The sequence below is a fragment of the Lysobacter tyrosinilyticus genome (assembly GCF_054779815.1).
In genome coordinates, this window is the sequence record NZ_BAAGXN010000014.1 from 202611 (window position 1) to 226091 (window position 23481).

At 66.1% G+C, this 23481-nt stretch carries 25 protein-coding genes; 14 read left to right on the forward strand and 11 right to left on the reverse strand.

Going from position 1 to position 23481, the window contains the following annotated elements; translation table 11 throughout:
• The first annotated feature begins 149 nt into the window (after nucleotides 1-149).
• The 4 genes from ahpC to ACYVGK_RS17380 all read left to right on the forward strand — a co-directional run bounded on the left by ahpC (nucleotide 150) and on the right by ACYVGK_RS17380 (nucleotide 4346).
• Nucleotides 150-713: an alkyl hydroperoxide reductase subunit C gene (ahpC, locus tag ACYVGK_RS17365; RefSeq protein ID WP_460736000.1), complete on the forward strand. Its 564-nt coding sequence runs from the start codon at nucleotides 150-152 to the stop codon at nucleotides 711-713.
• A 214-nt stretch (nucleotides 714-927) separates the two neighbouring features.
• On the forward strand, nucleotides 928-2511 hold the full coding sequence (gene ahpF / locus ACYVGK_RS17370) for an alkyl hydroperoxide reductase subunit F (RefSeq protein ID WP_460736002.1): 1584 nt from the start codon (nucleotides 928-930) through the stop codon (nucleotides 2509-2511).
• Nucleotides 2512-2712: 201 nt separating this feature from the next.
• Nucleotides 2713-3663, forward strand: coding sequence for a LysR substrate-binding domain-containing protein (locus tag ACYVGK_RS17375; protein WP_460736004.1), 951 nt, complete (start codon nucleotides 2713-2715; stop codon nucleotides 3661-3663).
• Nucleotides 3660-4346 carry a hypothetical protein gene (locus tag ACYVGK_RS17380; protein ID WP_460736006.1) on the forward strand — a complete coding sequence of 229 codons (687 nt, stop codon included), beginning with the start codon at nucleotides 3660-3662 and terminating at the stop codon, nucleotides 4344-4346. Before ACYVGK_RS17375 ends, ACYVGK_RS17380 begins: the two co-directional genes overlap by 4 nt.
• A 6-nt stretch (nucleotides 4347-4352) precedes the next feature.
• Here ACYVGK_RS17380 and ACYVGK_RS17385 read toward each other — a convergent pair whose 3' ends face one another.
• From ACYVGK_RS17385 to ACYVGK_RS17400, 4 genes are all read right to left on the reverse strand, one after another.
• Nucleotides 4353-5270 carry a DMT family transporter gene (locus tag ACYVGK_RS17385; RefSeq protein WP_460736008.1) on the reverse strand — a complete coding sequence of 306 codons (918 nt, stop codon included), beginning with the start codon at nucleotides 5268-5270 and terminating at the stop codon, nucleotides 4353-4355.
• Nucleotides 5270-5932 (reverse strand): glutathione S-transferase family protein, encoded by a 663-nt coding sequence (locus ACYVGK_RS17390; RefSeq protein WP_460736127.1) that lies wholly within the window; start codon nucleotides 5930-5932, stop codon nucleotides 5270-5272. Before ACYVGK_RS17390 ends, ACYVGK_RS17385 begins: the two co-directional genes overlap by 1 nt.
• Before the next feature lie 274 nt (nucleotides 5933-6206).
• Nucleotides 6207-6470 (reverse strand): putative signal transducing protein, encoded by a 264-nt coding sequence (locus ACYVGK_RS17395; protein WP_460736010.1) that lies wholly within the window; start codon nucleotides 6468-6470, stop codon nucleotides 6207-6209.
• 40 nt (nucleotides 6471-6510) lie between these two features.
• Nucleotides 6511-7029, reverse strand: a complete 519-nt coding sequence (locus ACYVGK_RS17400; RefSeq protein WP_460736012.1) for an adenine phosphoribosyltransferase — start codon at nucleotides 7027-7029, stop codon at nucleotides 6511-6513.
• 177 nt (nucleotides 7030-7206) lie between these two features.
• Here ACYVGK_RS17400 and ACYVGK_RS17405 point away from each other — a divergent pair, with 177 nt between their 5' ends.
• The 5 genes from ACYVGK_RS17405 to ACYVGK_RS17425 all read left to right on the forward strand — a co-directional run bounded on the left by ACYVGK_RS17405 (nucleotide 7207) and on the right by ACYVGK_RS17425 (nucleotide 12018).
• Entirely contained in the window at nucleotides 7207-8955 is a 1749-nt protein-coding gene (locus tag ACYVGK_RS17405; RefSeq protein ID WP_460736014.1) for a glutamine--tRNA ligase/YqeY domain fusion protein, read from the forward strand.
• A gap of 246 nt (nucleotides 8956-9201) precedes the next feature.
• A complete protein-coding gene (locus ACYVGK_RS17410; protein ID WP_460736016.1) occupies nucleotides 9202-9597 on the forward strand; it encodes a hypothetical protein in 396 nt (131 codons plus the stop codon).
• The gene (locus ACYVGK_RS17415; RefSeq protein ID WP_460736018.1) at nucleotides 9597-10172 is read left to right on the forward strand and encodes a nucleoside deaminase; all 576 of its coding nucleotides are present in this window, start codon (nucleotides 9597-9599) and stop codon (nucleotides 10170-10172) included. Before ACYVGK_RS17410 ends, ACYVGK_RS17415 begins: the two co-directional genes overlap by 1 nt.
• A gap of 121 nt (nucleotides 10173-10293) precedes the next feature.
• Nucleotides 10294-11358, forward strand: coding sequence for a 23S rRNA (cytidine(2498)-2'-O)-methyltransferase RlmM (rlmM, locus tag ACYVGK_RS17420; RefSeq protein WP_460736020.1), 1065 nt, complete (start codon nucleotides 10294-10296; stop codon nucleotides 11356-11358).
• Nucleotides 11359-11487: 129 nt separating this feature from the next.
• Nucleotides 11488-12018 carry an EF-hand domain-containing protein gene (locus ACYVGK_RS17425; RefSeq protein WP_460736022.1) on the forward strand — a complete coding sequence of 177 codons (531 nt, stop codon included), beginning with the start codon at nucleotides 11488-11490 and terminating at the stop codon, nucleotides 12016-12018.
• Nucleotides 12019-12097: 79 nt separating this feature from the next.
• On the opposite strand, the gene ACYVGK_RS17430 is transcribed toward ACYVGK_RS17425, so the two are convergent.
• Both ACYVGK_RS17430 and ubiH read right to left on the reverse strand, forming a co-directional pair.
• A complete protein-coding gene (locus tag ACYVGK_RS17430; RefSeq protein ID WP_460736024.1) occupies nucleotides 12098-13285 on the reverse strand; it encodes an FAD-dependent oxidoreductase in 1188 nt (395 codons plus the stop codon).
• Complete coding sequence (ubiH, locus tag ACYVGK_RS17435; protein ID WP_460736026.1) at nucleotides 13282-14568, reverse strand: 2-octaprenyl-6-methoxyphenyl hydroxylase; 1287 nt, start codon at nucleotides 14566-14568, stop codon at nucleotides 13282-13284. The genes ACYVGK_RS17430 and ubiH overlap by 4 nt, the downstream gene beginning before the upstream one ends.
• Before the next feature lie 72 nt (nucleotides 14569-14640).
• Here ubiH and ACYVGK_RS17440 point away from each other — a divergent pair, with 72 nt between their 5' ends.
• From ACYVGK_RS17440 to ACYVGK_RS17450, 3 genes are all read left to right on the forward strand, one after another.
• Nucleotides 14641-15216, forward strand: coding sequence for a DUF6580 family putative transport protein (locus tag ACYVGK_RS17440; RefSeq protein WP_460736028.1), 576 nt, complete (start codon nucleotides 14641-14643; stop codon nucleotides 15214-15216).
• Between the two features lie 82 nt (nucleotides 15217-15298).
• Nucleotides 15299-15868: a cob(I)yrinic acid a,c-diamide adenosyltransferase gene (locus tag ACYVGK_RS17445; RefSeq protein ID WP_460736030.1), complete on the forward strand. Its 570-nt coding sequence runs from the start codon at nucleotides 15299-15301 to the stop codon at nucleotides 15866-15868.
• Nucleotides 15869-15990: 122 nt separating this feature from the next.
• Entirely contained in the window at nucleotides 15991-16920 is a 930-nt protein-coding gene (locus ACYVGK_RS17450; RefSeq protein WP_460736032.1) for a histone deacetylase family protein, read from the forward strand.
• Nucleotides 16921-17160: 240 nt separating this feature from the next.
• Here ACYVGK_RS17450 and ACYVGK_RS17455 read toward each other — a convergent pair whose 3' ends face one another.
• The 5 genes from ACYVGK_RS17455 to ACYVGK_RS17475 form a co-directional block, all read right to left on the reverse strand.
• Nucleotides 17161-17568 (reverse strand): hypothetical protein, encoded by a 408-nt coding sequence (locus ACYVGK_RS17455; RefSeq protein WP_460736034.1) that lies wholly within the window; start codon nucleotides 17566-17568, stop codon nucleotides 17161-17163.
• A 1077-nt stretch (nucleotides 17569-18645) separates the two neighbouring features.
• Nucleotides 18646-19041, reverse strand: coding sequence for a glycine cleavage system protein GcvH (gcvH, locus tag ACYVGK_RS17460; RefSeq protein WP_460736036.1), 396 nt, complete (start codon nucleotides 19039-19041; stop codon nucleotides 18646-18648).
• 124 nt (nucleotides 19042-19165) lie between these two features.
• Nucleotides 19166-20266, reverse strand: a complete 1101-nt coding sequence (gene gcvT, locus ACYVGK_RS17465; protein ID WP_460736038.1) for a glycine cleavage system aminomethyltransferase GcvT — start codon at nucleotides 20264-20266, stop codon at nucleotides 19166-19168.
• A 117-nt stretch (nucleotides 20267-20383) separates the two neighbouring features.
• The gene (locus tag ACYVGK_RS17470; RefSeq protein WP_460736040.1) at nucleotides 20384-20821 is read right to left on the reverse strand and encodes an NfeD family protein; all 438 of its coding nucleotides are present in this window, start codon (nucleotides 20819-20821) and stop codon (nucleotides 20384-20386) included.
• Between the two features lie 3 nt (nucleotides 20822-20824).
• Nucleotides 20825-21769, reverse strand: coding sequence for an SPFH domain-containing protein (locus ACYVGK_RS17475; protein ID WP_460736042.1), 945 nt, complete (start codon nucleotides 21767-21769; stop codon nucleotides 20825-20827).
• Between the two features lie 146 nt (nucleotides 21770-21915).
• On the opposite strand from ACYVGK_RS17475, the gene ACYVGK_RS17480 reads away from it, so the two are divergent.
• Together ACYVGK_RS17480 and ACYVGK_RS17485 are read left to right on the forward strand one after the other, a co-directional pair.
• Nucleotides 21916-22575, forward strand: a complete 660-nt coding sequence (locus ACYVGK_RS17480) for an RNA polymerase sigma factor (RefSeq protein ID WP_460736044.1) — start codon at nucleotides 21916-21918, stop codon at nucleotides 22573-22575.
• Complete coding sequence (locus tag ACYVGK_RS17485; protein WP_460736046.1) at nucleotides 22568-23440, forward strand: hypothetical protein; 873 nt, start codon at nucleotides 22568-22570, stop codon at nucleotides 23438-23440. Before ACYVGK_RS17480 ends, ACYVGK_RS17485 begins: the two co-directional genes overlap by 8 nt.
• The last annotated feature ends 41 nt before the right edge of the window (nucleotides 23441-23481 follow it).

Below are 23481 nucleotides of genomic sequence, written 5' to 3' on the forward strand. Positions count from 1 at the left end.
GGCCTACATTCCAGGGGCTCGGCTGGGCCCGACAACAATAGGCGACAGCTATTGCTTCAATCGCATCAATCGAATTGATCAATTTGAATGCGACCCCTAGCATGGCCACCTGTCTTCCCACCCACCCCTCAACAAGGACGAAACACGCAATGTCTTTGATCAACACGCAAATCAAGCCGTTCAAGGCCACCGCCTACCACGCCGGCAAGTTCGTCGAAGTGACCGACGCCAGCCTGAAGGGCAAGTGGTCCGTGGTCGTGTTCTACCCGGCCGACTTCACCTTCGTCTGCCCGACCGAGCTGGAAGACCTGGCTGACCATTACGCCGAATTCCAGAAGCTGGGTGTCGAGGTCTACGGCGTGTCCACCGACACCCACTTCTCGCACAAGGCCTGGCACGACACCTCCGACGCGATCAAGAAGGTCAACTACCCGCTGGTGGGCGACCCGACCGGCACGCTGACCCGCAACTTCGAGGTGATGATCGAAGAAGAAGGTCTGGCCCTGCGCGGCACCTTCGTGATCAACCCGGAAGGCCAGATCAAGCTGTGCGAAATCCATGACAACGGCATCGGCCGTGACGCGTCGGAACTGCTGCGCAAGGTCAAGGCCGCGCAGTACGTGGCCTCGCATCCGGGCGAGGTCTGCCCGGCCAAGTGGCACGAAGGCGAGAAGACCCTGAAGCCGTCGCTCGACCTGGTCGGCAAGATCTAAAGCGTGACCTGCGGTCCGCCTCCTCTCGGGGGCGGATCGGCAGACAGGTACTTGCAACAGCGGCTTGGGCCCGCCGGCCCCCTCTCCCCCGGCTCCCTCCCCTCCGGCCCAGGCCGCTCCTGCAAGCATCTGCCTCCTGTTTTGTGCGCCCACATCGGCGCGCAGCGATGTTGCTCGACCTCATTTTCTGCCCATTCGTATTCGCGGAGTTCCCATGCTCGACGCCGAACTGAAGACCCAACTGCAGGGCTACCTGACCCGCGTGCAGCAGCCGATCGAACTGGTCGCCTCGCTCGATGACGGCAACGCCTCGCGTGAACTCGAAGCCCTGCTGCAGGACATCGCCTCGATGTCCGACAAGATCAGCTACCGCCGCGCCGACGACGACGCGCGCAAGCCGTCGTTCGCGATCGCGCGTCGCGGCACCGATATCGAAGTGCGCTTCGCGGGCATCCCGCTCGGCCATGAATTCACCTCGCTGGTGCTGGCGCTGCTGCAGGTCGGCGGCCATCCGCCGAAGATCGAAGAGGCGCTGGCCCACCAGGTGCGCGAACTACAGGGTGAATTCCGCTTCGAAACCTTCATGTCGCTGCACTGCCAGAGCTGCCCGGACACCGTGCAGGCGCTCAATCTGATGAGCGCGCTCAATCCCAACATCAGCCACGTCGCCATCGACGGTGCGCTGTTCCAGGACGAGGTGCAGGCGCGCGAAGTGCTCTCGGTGCCGACCGTATTCCTCAACGGCCAGCCGTTCGACCAGGGCCGCATGACGGTCGAGCAGATCGTTGCCCGCCTCGACACCGGCGCCGCCGAACGCGCAGCCGAACAGATCGCAAACAAGGCGCCGTTCGAAGTACTGGTAATCGGCGGTGGTCCCGCCGGCGCCGCCGCCGCGATCTACGCGGCGCGCAAGGGCATCCGCACCGGCGTGGCTGCCGAACGTTTCGGCGGCCAGGTGCTGGACACGATGGCGATCGAGAACTTCATCTCGGTGTCGTACACCGAAGGTCCGAAGCTCGCCACCGCGCTGGAACAGCACGTGCGCGACTACGAAGTCGACGTGATGAACCTGCAGCGCGCGAGAAAACTGATTCCGGCGAAGACGGCCGGCGGCCTGATCGAAGTGCAGCTCGAAAGCGGTGCGACGCTGCAGGCGCGGTCGGTGATCCTGTCGACCGGCGCGCGCTGGAGGAACATGAACGTGCCGGGCGAGCAGGACTACCGCAACAAGGGCGTGACCTTCTGCCCGCACTGCGACGGCCCGTTGTTCAAGGGCAAGCGCGTGGCGGTGATCGGCGGCGGCAATTCCGGCGTCGAAGCCGCGATCGATCTCGCCGGCATCGTCGCGCACGTCACCCTGATCGAGTTCGACAGCCAGCTGCGCGCCGACGAAGTGCTGCAGCGCAAGCTGCGCAGCCTGCCGAACGTCGACGTCATCGTCAGCGGCCAGACCACGCAAGTCCGTGGCGACGGCAGCAGGGTAACCGGCCTGGTCTACACGGACCGCACCACCGGCGCCTCGCATACGGTCGACCTGGAAGGCATCTTCGTGCAGATCGGCCTGCTGCCGAATACCGAATGGCTCAAGGGCGCCGTGGAACTCACCCAACGAGGGGAGATCATCATCGACGACCGCGGGGCGACCTCGGTCCCGGGGGTGTTCGCCGCGGGAGACGCCACCACCGTGCCGTACAAGCAGATCGTGATCGCCATGGGGGCCGGGTCGACCGCGGCCCTGAGCGCTTTCGACCACCTTATTCGGACCAGCGTCCCAGCAGAACAGGCGGCAGCGGCGTAAGATCGGTTCCACGGCCCGCCCTGTGCACCCAGACCGCCGCGTCCGTGACTCCCGCCAGGCGGGAGAACGAACAGGGCCGGATGCGAAGTCGGTGATGCACGGGGCGGGTTTTTTTCGCCCTTTCGTAAGGCGGGTCTTGGCTCGCCATGAACGACCGCGGCGTTTCCGCGGCGGGTCAAGACCCGCCCTACAATCGGTCGCATGAATCTGCGCGACCTCAAATACCTCGTTGCCCTCGCCGACCACAAGCACTTCGGTCGTGCCGCCGCAGCCAGTTTCGTCAGCCAGCCGACGCTGTCCACGCAGATCCGCAAGCTCGAGGACGAGCTCGGTGTCGCCTTGGTCGAACGCGCGCCACGCAAGGTGATGCTGACACCCGTCGGCCGCGAAATCGCCGAGCGCGCGCGCAAGGTGATCTCGGACGTCGACCAGATGAGCCAGATCGCGCGGCGCAGCCAGGATCCGGAAGCCGGAACGGTGCGGCTCGGGCTATTCCCAACCCTGGGCCCGTACCTGCTGCCACATGTGGTGCCGGGACTGCGCAAGCGCTTTCCGCGTCTGGAACTGCTACTGGTCGAGGAAAAGACCGATCAGATCCTCACTCGTTTGCGCGATGGACGCCTCGATGCGGGTTTGCTCGCGTTGCCGATCCATGACGACCAGCTGCATGTCGAGCCGTTGTTCGACGAACCTTTCATGCTCGCGGTGCCGCAAACGCACGCGCTCGCCCGGCAGCCGTCACTCAAAGTCGACGATCTCGACAACCAGCATCTGCTGTTGCTCGAAGAAGGCCACTGCCTGCGCGACCAGGCGCTCGATGTGTGCCGCATGGCCGGCGCCGACGAGCGTGACGGCTTCCGCGCGACTTCACTCGAGACGTTGCGGCAGATGGTAGCGGCGGGCGTCGGCATCACGCTGCTGCCGGTGCTGGCCGTGCAGCCGCCGGTGCCGCCGTCACCGGACATCCGCCTGTTGCCGTTTCGTGGCGACGCTCCGCATCGCGAAATCGCGATGGTGTGGCGGCGCAGTTCGGCGATGGGTGAATTCCTCAGGCAGATGGCCGCGGAACTCCGCGCGCTGCCGAAATCGTTGCTCAAGCCGCCGGTCGCGACTGCGACGGGCAAACCAGCGAAGGCCACGGTGAAGTCGTGAGTGGCCGCGCGTGGCTGGTCGTCCTGCTGGCGGTTTGTGCCATCGGCTGGTGGTATTCGCCGGTGTCGCCGCAGCGCGAGCCGGGTTATGAGCGGATCGATGCGTCCGCCACGCATGATGGCGGGGCCGGATCGCGTGCCGGCGCGGGCACGATCGCCTGCCAGCTACCGCCGCGCGTCGCGGCCCTGGATCCGCCGTTGCAGACGCCCGCGCCGACCTCGCTCGCGCCGTTCCAGCTGCGCGCGGCGACACTGACACCGCTGGCGGGCTTCAGCATCGATGCACGCGTGCTGTCCCGTCGCGACTACCGCTCCGACCGCGAGGCCGAGCTGTCGCCTACGGATCTCGCGCTGGGCTGGGGCCGCATGCGCGATGACGCGGTGCTGGCGCGCCTGGACATCAGTCAATCCGCGCGCTGGTACCACTACCGCTACAGCGGCGAGCCACCGATTCCTCAGCGCGAGATCGACCGTTCTGCGGCGAACATGCACATGATTCCAGGCAGCGAAGCCATCGCCGACCAACTGGAAGACATCGAGCCCGGTGCACGCATACGCATCGACGGCTGGCTGGTCGAGGCCAACACGCCCGATGGCTGGCATTGGCGCAGCTCGCTCTCGCGCGACGACACCGGTGGTGGTGCGTGTGAAGTGGTTTACGTCTGCGCGATTACGCGCTTCTAGGGCGGGCTACGCGTTCGCGTCAGCCAACTCGTTCGCGGCCTTCCGCTGCCCACGCACCAGCCCCAGAAAAATTCCCGCCAGCGACAGCGCCAACCCCAGCATGCTCAGCGGTGCCAACCGCGTACCGAACAACAGCGCATCCCACACGTACGACAGCAGCGGCTGCAGCAGCAGGCATAGTCCGAGCACGCCGGCCGGCAGCTTCGGCATCACCTTGCCGATCACCAGCCAGCCGAACACCTGCGCAATCAGCGCATAAGCCAGCAACGCGCCCCAGTCGCGCAGCCCTGGCGGCCGCCAGTTCTCGCCACTAAGCCAAGTGGTTGCCAACAACAGCACTGCGGTGAAGACGCACAGCCACCACAGCAAGGCTTCATTCGGCACATGCGCACGCTGTCCTTGCGCAGCGCGGAACGCGATCAGGAAGCCGCCGTACGCGACCGCGGTGCCCAGGCCGAAGGCGATGCCGACGCGGAAGCGCGCGTCGAAACCGCTCCAGCCCGGCGCCAGTAGCAACGCCAGGCCGATCACCGCCATCAGCAATCCGGCCCACAGCCGCCAGCCACCGCGTTCGCCCAGCACCATCGCGCCGTAGCCGGCGAGCACGAACACCTGGAAATTGCCCAGCAACGTAGCCAGTCCCACGCCGACGTAAAGGATGCTCCGGTGCCACATCCACAGGTCGAGCGCGAAGAACAACGAGGCAATCACCAGCAGACCGGTCACGCGCGCATCCGGCTTCCAGCCCGCGCGCAGACTCGGCCGCACGAACCACGCCAGCAGCAGCACTGCCGCCAGTCCCATGCGCCAGAAGGCCGAAGCCGTTGGTCCAACATGTGCCCACTTCACAAATACGGCCGAAGTGCTGATGAGCACCGCGCCCAGCGCCATCGCCGCCAGCGAGCCTCGCGAATAACTGTGCATCACGCGGCCAGGTTGTCGGTGGCTTCGATGCGCTCGACTTCGGCGTCGGCCGCGGCACGCCATTCGCGCATAGGCGGCAAGGCGGTCAGGGTCTCGACGTAACGGCGCGCGTTGTCGTCCAGCTTCACGCCGTAGCCGAGGAACCGCATCACCACCGGCGCGAACATCGCGTCGAGGATGCTGAAGCCGCCGCAGAGGAAATCGCCGTCAGCCGCGAATTCATCGCGCAGCTCGCGCCACAGTTGCTGGACGCGGTCGATGTCGGCCTGCGCCTGCACATCCCAGCGGTAGCCGTCGGGCCGGCGCCGGCAATTCATTGGCAACTGGGTGCGCAGCGCGCGGAAACCCGAGTGCATTTCCGCGGCGGCCGCGCGCGCCTTGGCACGGGCACGCAGCTCCGCGGGCCAACCACGGCCGTCGAGCCAACGCTCGTTGATGTATTCGCAGATCGCCAGCGAATCGGGCACGACCAGGCCCTCGTCGTGCAACACCGGCACCGTGCGCGTAGGCGACCAGCGGCCGATCTCGGCGAAGAACTCGGGCGTGTCGAGGGCTAGGCGCAGCTCATCGAAGGCCACGTCGAAATGACGCAGCAGCAGCCAGGGACGCAGCGACCACGAGGAGTAGTTCTTGTTGCCGATTACGAGCAGGGGCATGTGCAGGTCCTTGCGAGGGGTAGCGCGCATTGTCGCGTGCGCTGGGCATCGCTGCGACGCTGACGTGGAACACAGCCGTTGCGACGCAAGGCAAAAGCGCCCCTCATCCGCCCGTTGGGCACCTTCTCCCCGCTGCTCGGGGAGAAGGAAAAGTCCCAGCCGCCCCGATTGCTGGTGTGTTCCTCGCCCCGCTCTGATGACGCTCCCTCGCCCCGCGAGGGACAGCGTCACGTAGTCGCGAAGCGGGCAGGGGGAGGGAAGTCTCGCGAACCGGCGCGCCTTACGCCGGCAACCACCCCAGATCGTCGTCAGCCACGTCCGCTTCCGACGCCGCCTCACCCAACGGCAGCGCCTCGACAATCTCCCGCGCCTGTGGCCACACCACCTCCGGCACGCACACCGCGATCACGCCAAACAGCGGCAGCTCGCCCATGCCACCCAGCAACTGCTCGCCCCGCAGGAACACCGGAATCTCCGCGGCTTCCAGCGCATGCCGGACCAGATGCGCATCGATCAGATTGGCGGCTTCGTAAACCACTTTCATCGCACCGCTCCGGCAGGGGAACACGGGGCCAGCATACGCCTCAGCAATGCAGCAGCGCGCGTAATGGAATGGCCTCAGGCCAACGTCCACGCCCCTGCAGCGCATCGATCTCGATCACCACACCAGCACCGACCACGTTCGCACCCGCCTGCTCCAGCAGACGCCGCCCGGCGTCGAGCGTGCCGCCGGTAGCGAGCACGTCGTCGATCAGCAGCACTCTTGAACCAGGCGCCAGTCCCTGCGCCCCGATTTCGAGACGGGCGCTGCCGTACTCCAGGTCGTAATCGATGCCCAGGGTCGGCGGCGGCAGCTTGCCGACCTTGCGCAGCGGGACGAAGCCGGTCTTCATCGCCAGCGCCATCGCGGCCCCGAAGATGAAACCGCGTGACTCGATCCCGCAGACAGCGTCGATGGCGGTCTCCCGCCACGGCGTCGACAGCGCGGTGATGCAGGCCGCGAAACCGGTGGGATCGGCCAGCAGGGGGCCGATGTCCTTGAACACCACACCGGGCTTGGGGAAGTCGGGAACGTCGCGGATCAGGCTGAGAAGGCTGTTCATTCGGGGAGCTTAGCCGCATCCGGATCGGGGCTCCGCACGCCGTTGGTAGCTAGCAATGCAAAGCGCTGGCGTTTCATCCCCCAGCCGCGCGCGCGGCCCGCCCTCCCCCAGCAGCTGGGTCTTCCCGCGGGCGGGAACCGTTAAACTGCGCGTCTCCCACGCTTCCCGTCGTCCTGCATGTCCGCCACGCCGAACACCGCTGCCCCCTCCTCCGCGCCCGAGAAGAATGACTTCATCCGGCAGATCGTTCGCGAGGACCTCGCCAGCGGCAAGCACGCGGCCATCAAGACCCGCTTCCCGCCCGAGCCCAACGGCTACCTGCACATCGGCCACGCAAAGGCGATCTGCCTGGACTTCGGCGTCGCCGGCGAATTCGGCGGCGAGTGCAACCTTCGCCTGGACGATACCAATCCGGCCAAGGAAGACCCCGAGTACGTCCGCGCCATCCAGGACGACGTGCATTGGCTGGGCTTCGAGTGGCACGACCTGCGCCACGCCTCCGACTATTTCGAAGTGCTGTACCGCGCTGGCGAAAAGCTGATCCGCCAGGGCGATGCCTTCGTCTGCGACCTCACCGCGGAACAGGTGCGCGAATACCGCGGCACCCTGACCGAGCCGGGCCGCAATTCACCGTACCGCGATCGCAGCGTCGAGGAGAATCTCGACCTGTTCCGCCGCATGCGTGCCGGCGAATTCCCCGATGGCGCGCGCACCCTGCGCGCGAAGATCGACATGGCCAGCGGCAACATGAACCTGCGTGATCCCGCGCTGTACCGGATCAAGCATGTCGAGCACCAGAACACCGGCAACGAATGGCCGATCTATCCGATGTACGACTACGCGCACTCGCTCAGCGACGCGGTGGAAGGCATCACCCATTCGCTGTGCACGCTGGAATTCGAAGACCACCGCCCGCTGTACGACTGGTGTGTGGACAAGGTCGACCTCGCGCATTCGCCGGAGCTGGTACAGCCGCTGACCACCAAGGGCCTGCCCTTCGAAGCCAGCAAGCCACGCCAGATCGAGTTCTCGCGCCTGAACTTCAACTTCCTGGTGATGAGCAAGCGCAAGCTGCTCGCCATGGTCACCGAAGGCCTGGTCGACGGCTGGAACGATCCGCGCATGCCGACCCTGCAGGGCATCCGCCGCCGCGGCTACACCCCGTCGGCGCTGCGCCTGATGGTCGACCGCGTCGGCATCAGCAAGCAGAATTCGCTGCTCGACATCTCCATCCTCGAAGGCGCGCTGCGTGACGATCTCGATGCGCATGCGCCGCGCCGCATGGCCGTGATCGATCCGCTCAAGCTGGTCCTGACCAACCTGCCGGAATCGCACGAGGAATCGCTGACGTTCTCCAACCATCCGAAGGATGCGGCGCAGGGCGAACGCCAGGTGCCGTTCGCGCGCGAGCTGTGGATCGAACGCGAGGACTTCGAAGAAGTGCCGCCGCCGGGCTTCAAGCGCCTGACCGTGGGCGGCGACGTGCGCCTGCGCGGCGCCGGCATCATCCGTTGCGACGAGGTGGTGAAGGACGACGCGGGCAAGGTGATCGAACTGCGCTGCACGCTCGACCCCGAATCGCGCCCCGGCATGGAAGGCGCCAACCGCAAGGTCAAGGGCACCATCCACTGGGTCAGCGCGAAGCATGCCGTGGCCACCGAAGTGCGCCTATACGACCGCTTGTTCGTGGTCGCCGATCCGGACAACGAGGAAGGCGGCAAGACCTACAAGGACTACATGAATCCGGACTCGCGCCGCGTCGTCACCGGGTATGTCGAGCCGGCAGCCGCTGCCGCCGCACCGGAGCAGTCGTTCCAGTTCGAGCGTATCGGCTACTTCGTTGCCGACCGCTACGATCACCGTAGCGACAAGCCGGTGTTCAATCGCAGCGTCACGCTACGGGATACCTGGTCCGGAAAGGCCTGATTCACCTATTTTCGGCGCGGCATAGATTCCCGTCGGCGCCGCGCAGTCGCTTTTCTCCTTCCCTTTGCGCGCAGCGCAAGGGGGAGGCCGGGAGGGGGTCTTCTGCTCTTGTCTTTGCCTTTCAATCGACAGAGCAAAAGCAAAAAGGCCCCCCTCCCCAACCCTCCCCTTCGCCTTCGGCGAAAGGGAGGGAGCAAAAGCCAGCGTCACGTCGCCCTGCATAGTTCAACTTCAAGGAGCACAGCCATGCGCACGATGTCCGCACTGATCGTCCTCCTGCTCGCGCTGACTGCCTGCGCGGCACCCACGCCAAACGGCAATGCCGCAATGCCTGCGTCCGGGAGCGCGTCGGAACAACCGGCCTCGCCCAGCGATAACCACGAGCCCGCCCCCGCCGCCAAGCCGGTCGCAATCGACATGACCTGCAAGACCGACGCGGATTGCACGGTGAAGAACGTCGGCAACTGCTGCGGCTATTACCCGGCCTGCGTCAACGTCAACAGCCCGACCGATCCGAAAGGCGTGCAGGCCGAATGCGCCAAGAAGGGCGTGATGTCGGTGTGCGGCTTCCCGGACATCAGCGCCTGCGCCTGCAAGCAAGGCCGCTGTGAAGCGGCTTCCGGCAACCTACAGGTGCAGTGATGCTTTACGCCCAGGTCCACCTCACCCTGCCCGCATGGGTGCACGATGCCGTCGATACGGCGCGCGCCTATGCCAGCGATGAAGACAAGGTCGCGCTCGCGATCGAGCTGTCGCGCTGCAATATCGAGGAGCGCAGCGGCGGCCCGTTCGGCGCCGTGGTGTTCGGGCCGGATGATCGCGTGATCGCCATCGGCGTGAACCGCGTGCTGCCGCATTCGTGCTCGGTCGCGCACGCGGAAATCATGGCCTACATGCTGGCGCAGCAACGCACGCAGCGCGTTCGCCTTAACCGCAATGAAGCGGACGAAGCCATCGGCCCGATCACGCTGGCGACCTCCTCGCAGCCGTGCTGCCAGTGCTACGGCGCCACCGTGTGGGCCGGCATCGATCGCTTGTTGATCGGCGCGCGCAGCGAGGACGTGGAGGAACTCACCGAGTTCGACGAAGGCCCGCTGCCGGCGGACTGGATCGGCGAGCTCGAACGCCGCGGCATCGCAGTGACGCGTGATGTGGAGCGCGACGCGGCCCGTGCCGTGCTGCGGCATTACGGCGAGTCGGGCGGCGACAAGTATTGAACAGCGTGTTGTAGAGCAGAGCTTGCTCTGCTGCTTTGGCCCTTGCTGTTAGCGACATCAACACCCTTCACCAATTCCGGATAGAGCAGCGGAGCAAGCTCCGCTCTACAAAGACGAGACGATGACTGCTGATGCGTTGTTCTGCTGGTGCCGCGCCGGTTTCGAACCGGAACTCGCGGGTGAGCTGACCGAGCGCGCCGCGCTCGCGAACCTGTCCGGCTATGCGCGCACGGAGCGCAACAGCGGCTTCGTGGAGTTCATCAGCCAGGACGCGGAAGCGCTGTCGCGTGCGTTGCCCTTCGACACCCTGATCTTCGCTCGACAGAAGCTGCTGCGCCTGGCCGACCTGCGCGGAATTGATCCCAAGGATCGGATCACCCCGATCCTGGCCGCACTCGATGCGCTGCCGAAGCAGGCATTCGGTGAGTTGTGGGTCGAGCACCCTGACTCCGACGAAGGCAAGCCGCTGGCTGGCCTCGCCCGTAGTTTCGGCAATGCGCTGCGCCCGGCGTTGCGCAAGGCCGGCTGGCTGACGCGCGAGGACGACGCTCGCAAGCCGCGCCTGCACGTGCTGTTCCTCGCCGGCGACCACGTCGTGCTTGCATGCAGCGAACCGAGCGACAGCTCGCCGTGGACGCTGGGCATTCCGCGCCTGCGCATGCATCCGGATGCGCCCAGCCGCTCGGCACTCAAGCTGGAAGAAGCGCTGCTCACCCTGCTCCACGACGACGAACGCCAACGCCTGGTCCGCGATGGCATGCGTGGTGCCGATCTCGGCGCGGCACCCGGCGGCTGGACCTGGGTGCTGGTGCGCAATGGCCTGCACGTGACCTCGATCGACAACGGCCCGCTGCGCCAGCACCTGCTCGACAGCGGTCGCGTCGATCACCTGCGCGCCGACGGCTTCCACTGGCAGCCGAAGTCATCGCTGGACTGGATGGTGTGCGACATGGTCGAGCAGCCGCGTCGCGTCGCCGAGCGTATGGCGACCTGGTTGCGCGAAGGTTGGTGCCGGCACGCCATCTTCAACCTCAAGCTGCCGATGAAGAAGCGCTGGGACGAGACGCGGTTGTGCCTGGAGCTGTTCGAGCGCCAGGCGGCGAAGCCCTTGCTGGTGCGCGCGCGCCAGCTCTATCACGACCGCGAAGAAATCACGGTATTCGCGACGACTGCAACTTCACGCTGACGCATTTCACGCGCAGTACACGCCACATTCACGCGATTCACCTTTGTTCAGCCGATGTTGCGGCGTTTTACACGCGTTTGATGCAACGGGGTCTACGGTGCGCAGGTCACTCCCACACGAGGTGTGCGCATGAACAAGACCACCGCATTTGCCCTGCTTGCCGTTGCAATGACCGCGCCCGCGTTTGCGCAGGACTATCCGCCTACGACCACGCAATCGACCGACACCGAAATGCAGATGAAGGCCGAGGACGCGCAGAAGCAGACCATGCCGCCTGGCACGACCACCGAGCAGGCCCCGCCTGCCGAGCGGCGCACCACAGTCGAACAGACCACCACCAGTAACGACGCGGCAGAGGCGATGACCAGCAATGACGCTTCCGCGGCGATGCAGTCGACGGGCATGGCTGCCGCTACCGCTACCGGCGTCTCCACCGCGGTGGTGGCCGGGAACGTCGTCGTGACGTCGCACCCGGGCAATTCGATCTCCAGCAACTACCGCATCGATTTCGCCGCGCTGGACCACAATCACGATGGCAACCTGTCGCATGGCGAAGTGAACGCCAGCGGCAACGAGGATCTGATCCGCGAATTCATCGCGGTCGACGCCAACCACAACGGCCGCCTATCGAAGGTCGAGTTGAAGGGCTGGATGGACTAATCCCATCTGCAGATGCCACAAACGAAACGCCCCGCTTCGGCGGGGCGTTTGCCTTTGACGATGACGGGCCGAAGCGACATTACAGCCCCGCGGCATGCTTCCAGAACGCGTGTCGCAGCGGCGGCACCTTGCCGACCAGTCCCAGCATCGGACCGCGCGCCAATGTCGCCAGCACGTTGTCGTTGGAGAACAGGCGGTTGAGTCCATCGAACGCGTAGGCCGCGACCGCATTCTCGCTGCGGCGCTCGCGCGCCCACCGTCCCAGCCCCGCCGGCGCGCCGGGATCGCGGCCCGCGGCACGTTGGCGCTGCAACAGCGCGCGCAGTGCCGACACATCGCGCAATCCAAGATTCACGCCCTGCCCCGCCAACGGATGCACCACGTGCGCCGCATCGCCGATCACTGCCACGCGCCCGGCAACATGCGCCTGCGCGAGCTGGCGACGCAGCGGGAACGCCACCCGCTTCGACACCGAGGTCAACGCGCCGAGCGTGCCCGCAAAGGCGTGCTGCAGTTCGCGCAAGAAGTCAGCTTCATCGATCCGGCACAGGCGCGAGGCTTCGACCTCCGGCAGCGTCCACACGATCGAACTGCGATGTCCGTTCGCGCCGGCAAACGGCAGGAAGGCCAGCGGTCCGGTCGGCAGGAAACGCTGCCAGCAACTGGCTTCGTGCGGGAGCTCGTGATCGACGAAGGCGACCAGGCCGTTCTGGCCGTAGTCGTGGGTGTAGGTCTCGATGCCGGCCAGCGCGCGCAGCTTCGAATCGCCACCGTCCGCGGCAATTACCAGGCGCGCGCGCAGGCGCGTTCCGTCTTCGAGTTCGAGCGTGGCGTGGTTCTCGTCCTGTTCCAGCGCGGCCAACTGCGCCGGGCAGACCACCCGCACACCCGCTGACGGCAACGTCGCCCAGAGCCGGTCGACCAGCAGACCGTTCTCGACGATCCAACCCAGTTCGCGGCGGCCGAAGGCATCGGCATCAAAACGCAGCTCATCGCCGCCCGCGGCATCCCACACCCGCATGCCGCGATACGGGTGTACGCGCGCGTCGATGATCGACGGCCACACGCCCAGGTTGTCCAGCAGTGCAGCGTTGTCGGGGGCGAAGGCATAGACGCGAAGGTCGGGATGCTCGGCGCGCCAGCGCGCGGGCTCGCGGGCTTCCACCAGCGTCACCTGCCAACCATCGCGCGCGAGCGCCAGCGCCGCAGCCGCACCGACCACGCCGGCCCCGACGATGGCGATATCGATTAGATCGCGCCGGCTCATGCGGCCCCCAAGGTAGTAGTGGTGCCGCGGCAGAGTACGGGCACGTCGCCGCGATAACCCATCGCCGCGCCGACCAGGAAGGCCTGCGCCGACGGCAGGCGATCCGCGGCGAACAGACCGAGGCTGCGCAACGGCCGCAGCAGCCCCGAGTCGTTGCCAGTCACGCGTGCCAGTCCGTCGGAGAAGGCCACGGTGCGCTCGCGATCTTCACGACGTCGCAGCGCGTATTGCGTCAGTAGCGCGGCATCGCCGCAGTCGGCTTCAGCATTGTCGCGGCGCGCGGCTTCGATCAATTCGGCCAGGGTCAACGCATCGCGCAGGCCGAGGTTGAAACCCTGGGCGCCGATCGGATGGATCGTCTGCGCGGCATTGCCGACCAGTACCGCGCGCGGCGCGATCAATTCACGCGCCATCACCCGACTCACTGGATACGCGCTGCGCGGGCCGCAGCCCAGGAAGCGACCGACACGCCAACCGAACGCCTCCTGCACGCGTGCTAGGAAGCCGGCTTCGTCGAGCGCCGCCACTGCCTCGGCTTCAGCGCGCGCGACGCCGTGCACGAGTCCGAAATGGCGGTCGCCACGCGGCAACAGCGCCGTGGGCCCGTGATCGCCGAAGCGCTCGTAGGCGGTGCCATCGGGCGAGCGCTCGCAACGCAGGCGGGTAACGAAAAGGGTCTGGGCGTAGTCGTGTTCGTCGCTGCCGATGCCCAACATGTCGCGCACACCGCTGCGCGTGCCATCGGCGGCGACGAGCAGGCGCGTGCGCAGTTGCTGTTCCCCGGCCTCGCCTGCCACACGTACCGTGCGCAGGCCTTCCACGCTGTCGTCCAGGCCGAGAAAGCGCATCGGCCGATAGCGGCGCAGATGGCGCAGTTCCGTAAGCCGCGCCTCCAGCGCCTCACCGAAGTCGCGGGCGATGACGACGCGGCCGAACTCGCTGCGGCCGTAATTCGCCGCGTCCAGCACGGTGCGGCCGAAGTCGCCGCTGCGGCTGACATGGATGCGCGCGATCGCGCCGGCCGGCGCGCGCAGCTTCTGGATAACCCCCAACGCGGTGAGCGCGTTGACCGTGGCCTCGGCGAAGCTCAGGTTGCGCTCGTCGAACACCGTCGGAAGCGCCCCCGGCGGCGCGGCTTCGACCAGGCCGACATCGAGGCCGAGCCGGTCGAGAGCAATGGCGAGGCTCGCGCCGACCAGCCCCCCACCGATGATCAGTACGTCGTGTACGGCGGCTTCGTGCGAGGTGGCTTCGGAAGCCAGTGACGGGTCGGTCTGGAGCATTGCGCTATGCTAACGGACCTGCGGCCCGGCACCGATCGGCCGCTTGTTCCAGATCACTTCAAGGCCGCCGCCATGAACCGTCAGACCTCCTCCTTCGCCCCCGGCCCGCTGGTCCTGGGCACCATGATTCTGGTCGCCGCGCTGACCCGTGTGGTGCCCCATCCGTGGAACTTCTCGCCGGTGGAGGCGATGGCCCTGTTCGGCGGCGCCTACTTCGGTTCGCGCTCGCTGGCGGTGGTGGTGCCGCTGGTGGCGATGTTCGCCTCCGACCTGATGCTGGCCGCGATCAATGGCGGCCTGTATGCCACGTGGTTCGGCAATACCGGCATCTGGCTCGTGTACCTGTGCATCGCGCTGTCGGCCGTGCTCGGCTTCGGCCTGCGCGGCAAGGTCAGCGGCACGCGCGTGCTCGGTTACTCGCTGGCGGGCTCGGTGCTGTTCTTCCTGGTCACCAACTTCGGTGCTTGGGCTTTCCAGGTGACGTCGCTGTATCCGATGAACTCAGCCGGCCTGATGGCGTCGTACATCGCCGGCATCCCGTTCTTCAAGTGGACCCTGCTGGGCACGCTGTTCTACGCCGCACTGCTGTTCGGCGGCTTCAGCCTGCTGCGCCAGCGCATGCCGATGCTGCGCGCCCAGACAGTGTAAAAACGCGCCGCCAGTTGTGCGTTGTCAGTTGAAGGCGACGAGCGCGACTGACGACTGACAACGACAACTGGAACCAAACCCGATGGGCAACCGCCTCTCCAAGATCTATACCCGCACCGGCGACGACGGCACCACCGGCCTGGGCGACGGCAGTCGCATCGACAAGGATTCGGCGCGCGTCGGCGCTTACGGCACGGTCGACGAAGCCAATTCCTGCATCGGCCTGGTGCTGGCGAGCGACATTCCCGAGGATGTGCGCAGCCTGCTGGTCTCGGTGCAGCACCAGCTGTTCGACCTGGGCGGCGAGCTGTGCATCCCCGGCCATGCGGCGATCTTCGATGCCGACATCGAACGCCTGGAACAGCATCTGGATGCCTTCAACGAGCCGCTGCCGCCGCTGAAGGACTTCATCCTGCCGGGTGGCGGCGAAGCCGCGGCCCGTTGCCATATCGCGCGTACCGTCGTGCGCCGCGCCGAGCGCGAAACCATTGCGCTGGCTCGCCAGGACAGCGTGCGGCCGGAAGCCGTGCGCTATCTCAACCGCCTCTCCGACCTGCTGTTCGTGCTGGCCCGCGTGCTGGCGCGCGCGAGCGGGCACGGCGAGGTGCTTTGGAATCACGAACGCCGCAAGGGGGCGCCGCCACAAGCGTAGGCGCGCGGTGAGTTAACCGCGTCGTCACGCGCCATTTCAGCAGGCGTGCGAGATCAGACACTTCACGCGCGACCACCGCTTCCCCACTACCTTCACGGCAACGCGGCCACCCCCGGACTTCCGTGCATCTCTTCACCCACTCCGCCTGCCTACAGCACGACACCGGCGCCGGACATGCCGAGCGACCCGCGCGACTGGAAGCGGTGACAGCGGCGCTGCAGGAGGCTTTTCCGCAACTGCCCTGGACCGAGGCACCACGGGCGTCGCGCGGCCAGCTGCTGCGCGCGCACGAGGAAGCGCTGCTGCGACTGGTACTGGACACACCGGTCACCGACGCGATCGCGCTCGATCCGGACACGGTGTTGTCGAAGGGCTCCGCGGAAGCCGCGCTGCGCGCCGCGGGGGCGGGAGTGGCGGCGGTCGATGCAGTGATGATCGACGTCGAGCAGCGCCAGCCGTTACCGCGCGCATTCTGTGCGGTGCGTCCGCCGGGACATCATGCGACCTCCGCGGTGGCCATGGGATTCTGCCTGTTCAACAACATCGCCGTGGCGGCCGCCCACGCACTCGATGCGCATGGGCTGACGCGCGTGGCTATCGTCGATTTCGACGTGCACCACGGCAACGGCACCCAGGCGATCTTCGACGGCGATCCGCGCGTGCTCTATCTGAGTTCGCACCAGATGCCGCTGTATCCCGATACCGGTTATTCCAACGAGCGTGGCGTGGGCAACATCGTCAATGCTCCGCTGCGCCCGGGGTCGGACGGAGAGGCGTTCCGCGAGACGTGGGAACGCACGCTGCTACCGGTGATCGATTCGTTCCGCCCACAGTTGCTGTTCGTGTCAGCCGGCTTCGACGCCCATCGCCTGGATCCGCTGGCACAGTTGCAGCTCGAGGCCAGGGATTACGCCTGGCTCACCCAGGAGCTGGTCGCGCTGGCGAACCGGCACGCGCGCGGTCGCGTGGTCTCGATGCTGGAGGGAGGCTACGACCTCACCGCACTGCGCGAGAGCAGCGTGGCGCATGTGCGGGCGTTGATGGGGCGCTGAGGTAGAAGCAGGCGTGCATTGACGGCTCCGCGCCGCCGCGCCTGTAGCGTCAGGCGCCTGGGGTTGCAATCCGGGAACGCGTTCTCGCACGCCTACTGGCGCGGCGCGTGGCGACGCGGTTACCGAACCGCACGTCTACTTGTGTGGCGGCGCGCCAAATAAAAAAACTCTCCCCCCGCCTGGGCTGCGGGGAGAGAGCGGGTGTTACGGCAATCGGGACTTTCTGTTCTGGTCGATGACTTAGATCATCGGTGCCGGGGTCGCCGGCATGGCAGCAGCAGCCTTCTTCGAAGCGCGCTTCTTGGCAGCCTTCTTCGCCGGACGCTTGGCAGCCTTCTTGGCGGCCTTCTTCGCGGTCTTCTTGGCAGCCTTCTTGGCAGGACGCTTCTTAGCGACCTTCTTGGCAGCCTTCTTCGCGGTCTTCTTGGCGGCCTTCTTGGCGGCCTTCTTCGCCGGACGCTTGGTGGCCTTCTTGGCGGCCTTGCGGACGGTCTTCTTGGCAGCCTTCTTCACGGTCTTCTTGGCGGCCTTCTTGGCAGCCTTCTTTACGGTCTTCTTGGCAGCCTTCTTGGCGCCAGCCTTCTTAGCGACCTTCTTCGCAGCCTTCTTGGCGGCGGGCTTCTTCTTCGCAGCTTTCTTCATGGCCATGGTATGGCTCCTCGTCAGTTGTGAAACATGCCCGTTAGGGCGTCGGTCTTTCAGGGTTAACAACAGCCCAGTGCAAAACCTGCCGCGGGCGAACCCGCGACCAAACGCCGGTGCGCCAGGCGCACCAAAGCGAATGCGTTACCCATGGTCACAGAGCGGCCCGCCCGTGCCCGATGGGCTGACCCGGCAGTACACACCGGGCCTGTTCCAAACGTTTCCCCAACCGTGCCGCAAACAAAAACCCGATCCGCTAATGGCGAACCGGGTTGGATGCGGTCACTCGTTTGCGCGGAGGTGAGCTGCGTTTTCGCAAAGGACAGGACGCCAACGTCCACCGTCTTGTTGTTGCGGGCGGAGGTCCGTTTCTTACCGTGCGTTGTCGCGATCGCTTGACTCACTTTGTTCCGCAGGAATCGTCTGCTGGGCGAAACCTAATCACGGTTTTTCGGCCTGTCAACAATCCGTCGCAATTTTTTTTGGACGCGCCGATCGACCACCGGGGCATCGCCGCCGCTTCGCCATCACGACCACGTGCGCACGAGCGCGTACCGCTAGCAACGCCAGCGCTGTTCTTCGTTACGCAAACTACATAAATAAAGGCGTTTCATATTCGCGTTGAATCGGCGCGGCGCGCTCGACCATGGATGCATCACGCTATTGCACATGGCTTCGAAGCGACCGCTGGAGCTCGCCTGGACGTTGCTCACGCGCCGACGACCGGCAGGGCGATTTGGCGCCGCACAAGTCGATTTGCGCAAAAACTGCGCGAACTTTTCCCGCCATCAGGACCCGAGTTTTGTACTCGTGCGAGACGTGGAAACGCTCGCGACGGAATCTGAGGCGGGCAGTTCGAGGCACTCGATCATCCGCAGCGGTACGTTCGCGACCAGTGGAATATCGGGCGAGGACCGACATGCGCGATATCGGCTACGGCGGATTTTCACGACGTCACGACGGGCGCTCACTGCTCGCGGTCGTCGTACACCACTGCCGACGCCGGAAAACAAAAATGCCGGCGCGGTTGCCCGGCCGGCATTCTCGGGACTGCGGTCGCGAGAGCCGCGACCCAGTACAGACTCAGTGGTCCTCGTCTTCCAGCAGCTCGGCGTAGTCGTCCGGAGCCAGGAGCTCGTTGAGCTGTTCGGCGTCCTCGATCTCCAGCGTGAACAGCCAGCCTTCGCCGTACGCGTCCTCGTTGATGGTTTCCGGCTTGTCGGACAGCGCGCTGTTGACGGCGGTGACCTTGCCGCTGACCGGCGCGTAGACGTCGGAAGCGGCCTTCACCGATTCGACGACGGCGCAGGCGTTACCCGCTTCGACTCGGTCGCCGACGTTGGGCAGCTCGACGTACACCAGGTCGCCCAGCAGGCCCTGCGCGTGATCGGAGATGCCGACGGTGACTTTGCCGTCGCCCTCGACACGGGCCCATTCGTGGGACTTGAGGAACTTGAGGTCGCCGGGGATCTCGCTCATGGGGTGCTCCGTGTATGCGTCAACGTGTCAGGGGGAGTGATGGTCGCCGGTGAAGGCGCGTGGAAACGTAGTGTAACTAAGGGTGGGCGCGTCGGATCAAGCGCGATCGGACGCACTGGCGCGATCAGATGCCTTCCTGCGGCTTGCCGTCACGCACGAACGGAAACTTCACGACGCGCACCGGTACTTCCTTGCCGCGGATGTCAACGCGCACGTTGCCCGGCTCGCCGGCCGGCACGCGCGCGAATGCGATCGCCTTGCCCAGCGTCGGAGAGAACGTGCCCGAAAGGATCTCGCCGTCGCCATTCGCGGTGAGCACCTTCTGCCCGTGGCGCAGGACGCCCTTCTCATCCATGACGAGACCGATCATCTGCCTCGGCACGCCGCTTGCTTTCTGCGCCTCGAGGACGCCACGACCGATGAAGTCGCGACCCTCGTCGAGCGCCACCGTCCAAGCCAATGCGGCTTCGTACGGCGAGACGGTTTCATCCATGTCCTGGCCGTAGAGGTTCATGCCGGCTTCCAGGCGCAGCGTGTCGCGCGCACCCAGACCGGCCGGCTTCACACCTGCGCCGAGGAGCGCATTCCAGAAGGAGACCGTCTGCGCTTCCGGCACGACGATCTCGAAACCGTCCTCACCGGTGTAGCCGGTGCGGGCGACGAACACCTCGACGCCTTCGGTGGTCTTCGCCTCACCGGCCACGAACTTGCCGAGCTTGCCGATCGCTGCGCGGTCTTCCTCGCGCAGCAGGCTGAGCACCTTCTCGCGTGCGGCGGGGCCCTGCACGGCGATCATGCCGAATTCGGGGCGTTCGGTGACGCTCACATCGAAGGCCTTGGCCTGCTCGGTGATCCACGCCAGGTCCTTGTCGCGAGTGGCGGCATTGACCACCAGGCGAAAGAACTCTTCGCTGCGGAAGTAGACGATCAGGTCGTCGATCACGCCGCCCTGCTCGTTGAGCATGCAGGTGTACAGCGCCTTGCCCGGAGCCTTGAGCTTGTCGACCGAGTTGGCGACGAGACGACGCAGGAAATCGCGCACCTTGGCGCCGCGCAGGTCGACAACGGTCATGTGCGAGACGTCGAACATGCCGGCGTCCTGGCGCACCAGGTGGTGCTCGTCGATCTGCGATCCGTAATGGATCGGCATGTCCCAGCCGCCGAAGTCGACCATCTTGGCGCCCAGGGCGCGATGGGTGTCGTTGAGGATGGTCTTCTGCGTCATGGCGGAGGGACGTGCGGTGTGGGGAGGCCGCGGATTATCCCAGATGCGCAGCGTCCGCCGTCATACCGAAACGTTCTGCTTGGCGCCGGCGCGCGTACGCCGGCGCATTGAGGCGTCTCAGGCGGCCGCCTCGACCTTCAGCGTCATGCCTTCGACGGCGACGATCCGGACCGGCGTGCCGGTCACTAGGTCAGGTCCGCTTACATCCCAGAACGCGTCGGCGATCTGCACGCGCCCCAGACCGTTGACGATCGCGCGCTCCAGCGGCACCACGCGGCCGACCAGCGCGTTCGCGCGCCGGTTGAGCGTGGGCTGGTCGCTGCTGCGGCCGCGGCCGCGGAACCAGCGCCGGTAGACCTGGATCGAGATGAAGCTGAGCACGACGAACAGGGTGACCTGCGTGAGCAGCGAGACGTCGAAGAGCAGCACGACCACGAACACGGCCGCCGCAGCGAAACCCAGCCATAGCATGAAGGCGCCGGGCGCCATCGCCTCCAGGGCGAACAGCACCAGCGCGGCCGCCGCCCACGTGACCACCTGCCAATCCCAGCGCATGATTCAGCCTCCGCGTCCGGGCATTGCCGGCGGTGCGACCGATCGGCCCATCGCTTCCTTCGCCAGTTCACCTATGCCGGCGAGCGAACCGATCACGCCGGCGGACTCCATCGGCATCATCACGAATTTCTGGTTGGGCGCCTCGGCCAGCGCCTTGAACGCCTCGATGTATTTCTGCGCGACGAAGTAGTTGATCGCCTGGACGTTGCCGCCGGAGATCGCATCGGACACCAGCTGCGTCGCCTTGGCCTCGGCCTCGGCCAGGCGCTCGCGCGCCTCGGCCTGGCGGAAGGCGGCTTCCCTGTTGCCTTCCGCTTCCAGGATCACTGATTGCTTCTCGCCCTCGGCCTTAAGGATCGCCGCCTGGCGGAAGCCCTCGGCTTCCAGAATGTTGGCGCGCTTCTCGCGCTCGGCTTTCATCTGCCGTGCCATCGACTCGACCAGGTCGCGCGGTGGCTGGATGTCCTTGAGCTCGATACGGTTGACCTTGATGCCCCAGGGATGGGTTGCCGCATCCACCGCGACGAGCACCTTGGCGTTGATCTCGTCGCGCTTGGACAGCGATTCGTCGAGGTCGAGCGAACCGATCGCAGTACGGATGTTGGTCATCACCAGGTTGAGGATGGCGACTTCCAGCTGCGCGACTTCATACGCTGCCTTGGCCGCATCGAGCACCTGGAAGAACACGATGCCGTCGACCTTCACCACGGCGTTGTCCTTGGTGATGACGTCCTGGCTCGGGACTTCCAGCACCTGCTCCATCATGTTGATCTTGCGGCCGACGCCCTGATAGACCGGCATCAGGAAATGCAGGCCCGGGCTCAAGGTGTGCGTGTATTTGCCGAAGGCCTCCACGGTCCATTCGTACCCCTGCGGGACCATGCGCACCGCCTTGAACAGCACGATCACGCCTGCGAACAGCAGCACCACCGCCAATAGCGAACCCATCTGAACCCCCTCCCTGAATTTGTCCGGAGTATAGGCCGGTCGCGGCCAAGTCATTGACGACGGCTTTCCGCCCGGAAGCCGGCCATGAGCCGCGGCGACGCACGGCGATGCGACGCTTTGCCCTGCAGGCGCATCCTTACCCTCGGATGCCAACGACCTCCTCCCCTTCGACTTCGCACGCGCCTGTGGCGCCTGCTCCGCTCAGGACAGGCTTCGCCGTCGACGTTCCCGACACCCTTCTCGCCCGCGCACGCGGCGGCGATCGGGCAGCGTTCGAGCAGCTGTATCGCTGGTTCGAGCGGCCGGTGTTCACGCTGGCGCTGCGCATGTGCGGCGACCGCGACGAAGCGGCGGAAGTGCTGCAGGACACCATGCTCAAGGTGCTCGATCGAGTCGGCGAATTCCGCGGCGGCGGCAGCCCCTTCTGGGCATGGCTGCGCCAGATCGCCGTAAACGAAGCCCTGATGCGGCTGCGCAGTCGGCGCACGCACGGGATCGAAGTGACGATCGAAGACGATGGCGTCCTGGAAGACCCCACGCCACCACCACCCGCCGCCGCCGATGCCGCGCAGTTGCAGCGCGCGCTGGCGCAGCTGCCAACGATCACCCGCAGCGTGCTGTGGCTGTATCACGCCGAGGGCTACACCCACGAGGAGATCGCGGCGCTGATGCAGCGTACTGCGAGCTTCTCCAAATCGCAGCTGGCCCGCGGCAGTCGCCGCCTGCGCCAATTGCTCGAGCCGCAAGACGCCGCGCGGGGTTCGACCAGCGCTGCGACGGGAATATTCGAGGTGCGTCATGCCTGACTCCTTCAACACTCCCGACACCGGCCGCATGCCGGATGGTGCGCCCCAGGACTGGGGCGCGGCCTTCGCCGCACTGCCGCTGGCAACTCCTTCCGACGACGGCTGGTCGCGAATCGTCCACTCGCTGGATGCACCCACGCGACGCAGCCATCGCGCGTATCGCGAACGTCGTACCGGCTGGCTGATCGGCCTGGCAGGCGCGGCGGTGCTGGTGATGGCGGCATGGTCGCCGTTGTCGCATTGGCTGCAGGGCAAGTCGTCCACCGGGACTTCTTCGGCAATCGCTGCAGCTGTCACGGCGGGATCTCGCGATGTGGTGGCACCGGTCAAAGCTTCGACGAGCACAACTCCAGATGCGACGCTGGCCGTCGACACTGTGGTGAAACCCGCCCCGGCTTCGAACCCGGATCGTGACGGCGACGCAACGGCCGAGACACGCGCGGCTCGCGCGCGTGCGGTACGCAAGACTGCCCCCCCAGCAGCGCACCTAGCGATGCAGCCTGCGCAAGCCCGCCCCCGGGAAGCTCCACCGACCACTATCGACGGTCCTGCAGCTACTGCGCCTGTCATCGCAGCCATACAGAGCCTGCAGGCGCAGTCCGCACGTCTCGAGGCGCTCGTCGAGATAGCGCGCGACGAACGCGTAGGCAATGCCAGCAGCGAACTGCTCAGTGCGGAGCTCGACGCCGGCATCGCGTCCGTCGACACCTCGTTGTCGAACGAGGATCTCGAAGACAGCCGCCGGCAACAGCTGTGGCAACAGCGTGTCGAACTGCTGCAGCAACTCGCAGGCGTCGAATCGACTGCGCGCTGGCTTGCGGCGCAAGGCCTGTCCAACGAAACCGCGCTGGTCAGCGTCGACTGACCTGCACATCCGTCACCACCAATAGCGATCCAAGCGGAGAT

What these genes read in the sequence shown, in the direction of transcription:
- ahpC (WP_460736000.1), top strand. Translation starts at nt 150, where the DNA reads ATGTCTTTGATCAACACGCAAATCAAGCCGTTCAAGGCCACCGCCTAC.
- ahpF (WP_460736002.1), top strand. Translation starts at nt 928, where the DNA reads ATGCTCGACGCCGAACTGAAGACCCAACTGCAGGGCTACCTGACCCGC.
- ACYVGK_RS17375 (WP_460736004.1), top strand. Translation starts at nt 2,713, where the DNA reads ATGAATCTGCGCGACCTCAAATACCTCGTTGCCCTCGCCGACCACAAG.
- ACYVGK_RS17385 (WP_460736008.1), bottom strand. Translation starts at nt 5,270, where the DNA reads ATGCACAGTTATTCGCGAGGCTCGCTGGCGGCGATGGCGCTGGGCGCG.
- ACYVGK_RS17395 (WP_460736010.1), bottom strand. Translation starts at nt 6,470, where the DNA reads ATGAAAGTGGTTTACGAAGCCGCCAATCTGATCGATGCGCATCTGGTC.
- ACYVGK_RS17400 (WP_460736012.1), bottom strand. Translation starts at nt 7,029, where the DNA reads ATGAACAGCCTTCTCAGCCTGATCCGCGACGTTCCCGACTTCCCCAAG.
- ACYVGK_RS17405 (WP_460736014.1), top strand. Translation starts at nt 7,207, where the DNA reads ATGTCCGCCACGCCGAACACCGCTGCCCCCTCCTCCGCGCCCGAGAAG.
- ACYVGK_RS17410 (WP_460736016.1), top strand. Translation starts at nt 9,202, where the DNA reads ATGCGCACGATGTCCGCACTGATCGTCCTCCTGCTCGCGCTGACTGCC.
- ACYVGK_RS17415 (WP_460736018.1), top strand. Translation starts at nt 9,597, where the DNA reads ATGCTTTACGCCCAGGTCCACCTCACCCTGCCCGCATGGGTGCACGAT.
- rlmM (WP_460736020.1), top strand. Translation starts at nt 10,294, where the DNA reads ATGACTGCTGATGCGTTGTTCTGCTGGTGCCGCGCCGGTTTCGAACCG.
- ACYVGK_RS17425 (WP_460736022.1), top strand. Translation starts at nt 11,488, where the DNA reads ATGAACAAGACCACCGCATTTGCCCTGCTTGCCGTTGCAATGACCGCG.
- ACYVGK_RS17430 (WP_460736024.1), bottom strand. Translation starts at nt 13,285, where the DNA reads ATGAGCCGGCGCGATCTAATCGATATCGCCATCGTCGGGGCCGGCGTG.
- ubiH (WP_460736026.1), bottom strand. Translation starts at nt 14,568, where the DNA reads ATGCTCCAGACCGACCCGTCACTGGCTTCCGAAGCCACCTCGCACGAA.
- ACYVGK_RS17440 (WP_460736028.1), top strand. Translation starts at nt 14,641, where the DNA reads ATGAACCGTCAGACCTCCTCCTTCGCCCCCGGCCCGCTGGTCCTGGGC.
- ACYVGK_RS17445 (WP_460736030.1), top strand. Translation starts at nt 15,299, where the DNA reads ATGGGCAACCGCCTCTCCAAGATCTATACCCGCACCGGCGACGACGGC.
- ACYVGK_RS17455 (WP_460736034.1), bottom strand. Translation starts at nt 17,568, where the DNA reads ATGGCCATGAAGAAAGCTGCGAAGAAGAAGCCCGCCGCCAAGAAGGCT.
- gcvH (WP_460736036.1), bottom strand. Translation starts at nt 19,041, where the DNA reads ATGAGCGAGATCCCCGGCGACCTCAAGTTCCTCAAGTCCCACGAATGG.
- gcvT (WP_460736038.1), bottom strand. Translation starts at nt 20,266, where the DNA reads ATGACGCAGAAGACCATCCTCAACGACACCCATCGCGCCCTGGGCGCC.
- ACYVGK_RS17470 (WP_460736040.1), bottom strand. Translation starts at nt 20,821, where the DNA reads ATGCGCTGGGATTGGCAGGTGGTCACGTGGGCGGCGGCCGCGCTGGTG.
- ACYVGK_RS17475 (WP_460736042.1), bottom strand. Translation starts at nt 21,769, where the DNA reads ATGGGTTCGCTATTGGCGGTGGTGCTGCTGTTCGCAGGCGTGATCGTG.
- ACYVGK_RS17480 (WP_460736044.1), top strand. Translation starts at nt 21,916, where the DNA reads ATGCCAACGACCTCCTCCCCTTCGACTTCGCACGCGCCTGTGGCGCCT.
- ACYVGK_RS17485 (WP_460736046.1), top strand. Translation starts at nt 22,568, where the DNA reads ATGCCTGACTCCTTCAACACTCCCGACACCGGCCGCATGCCGGATGGT.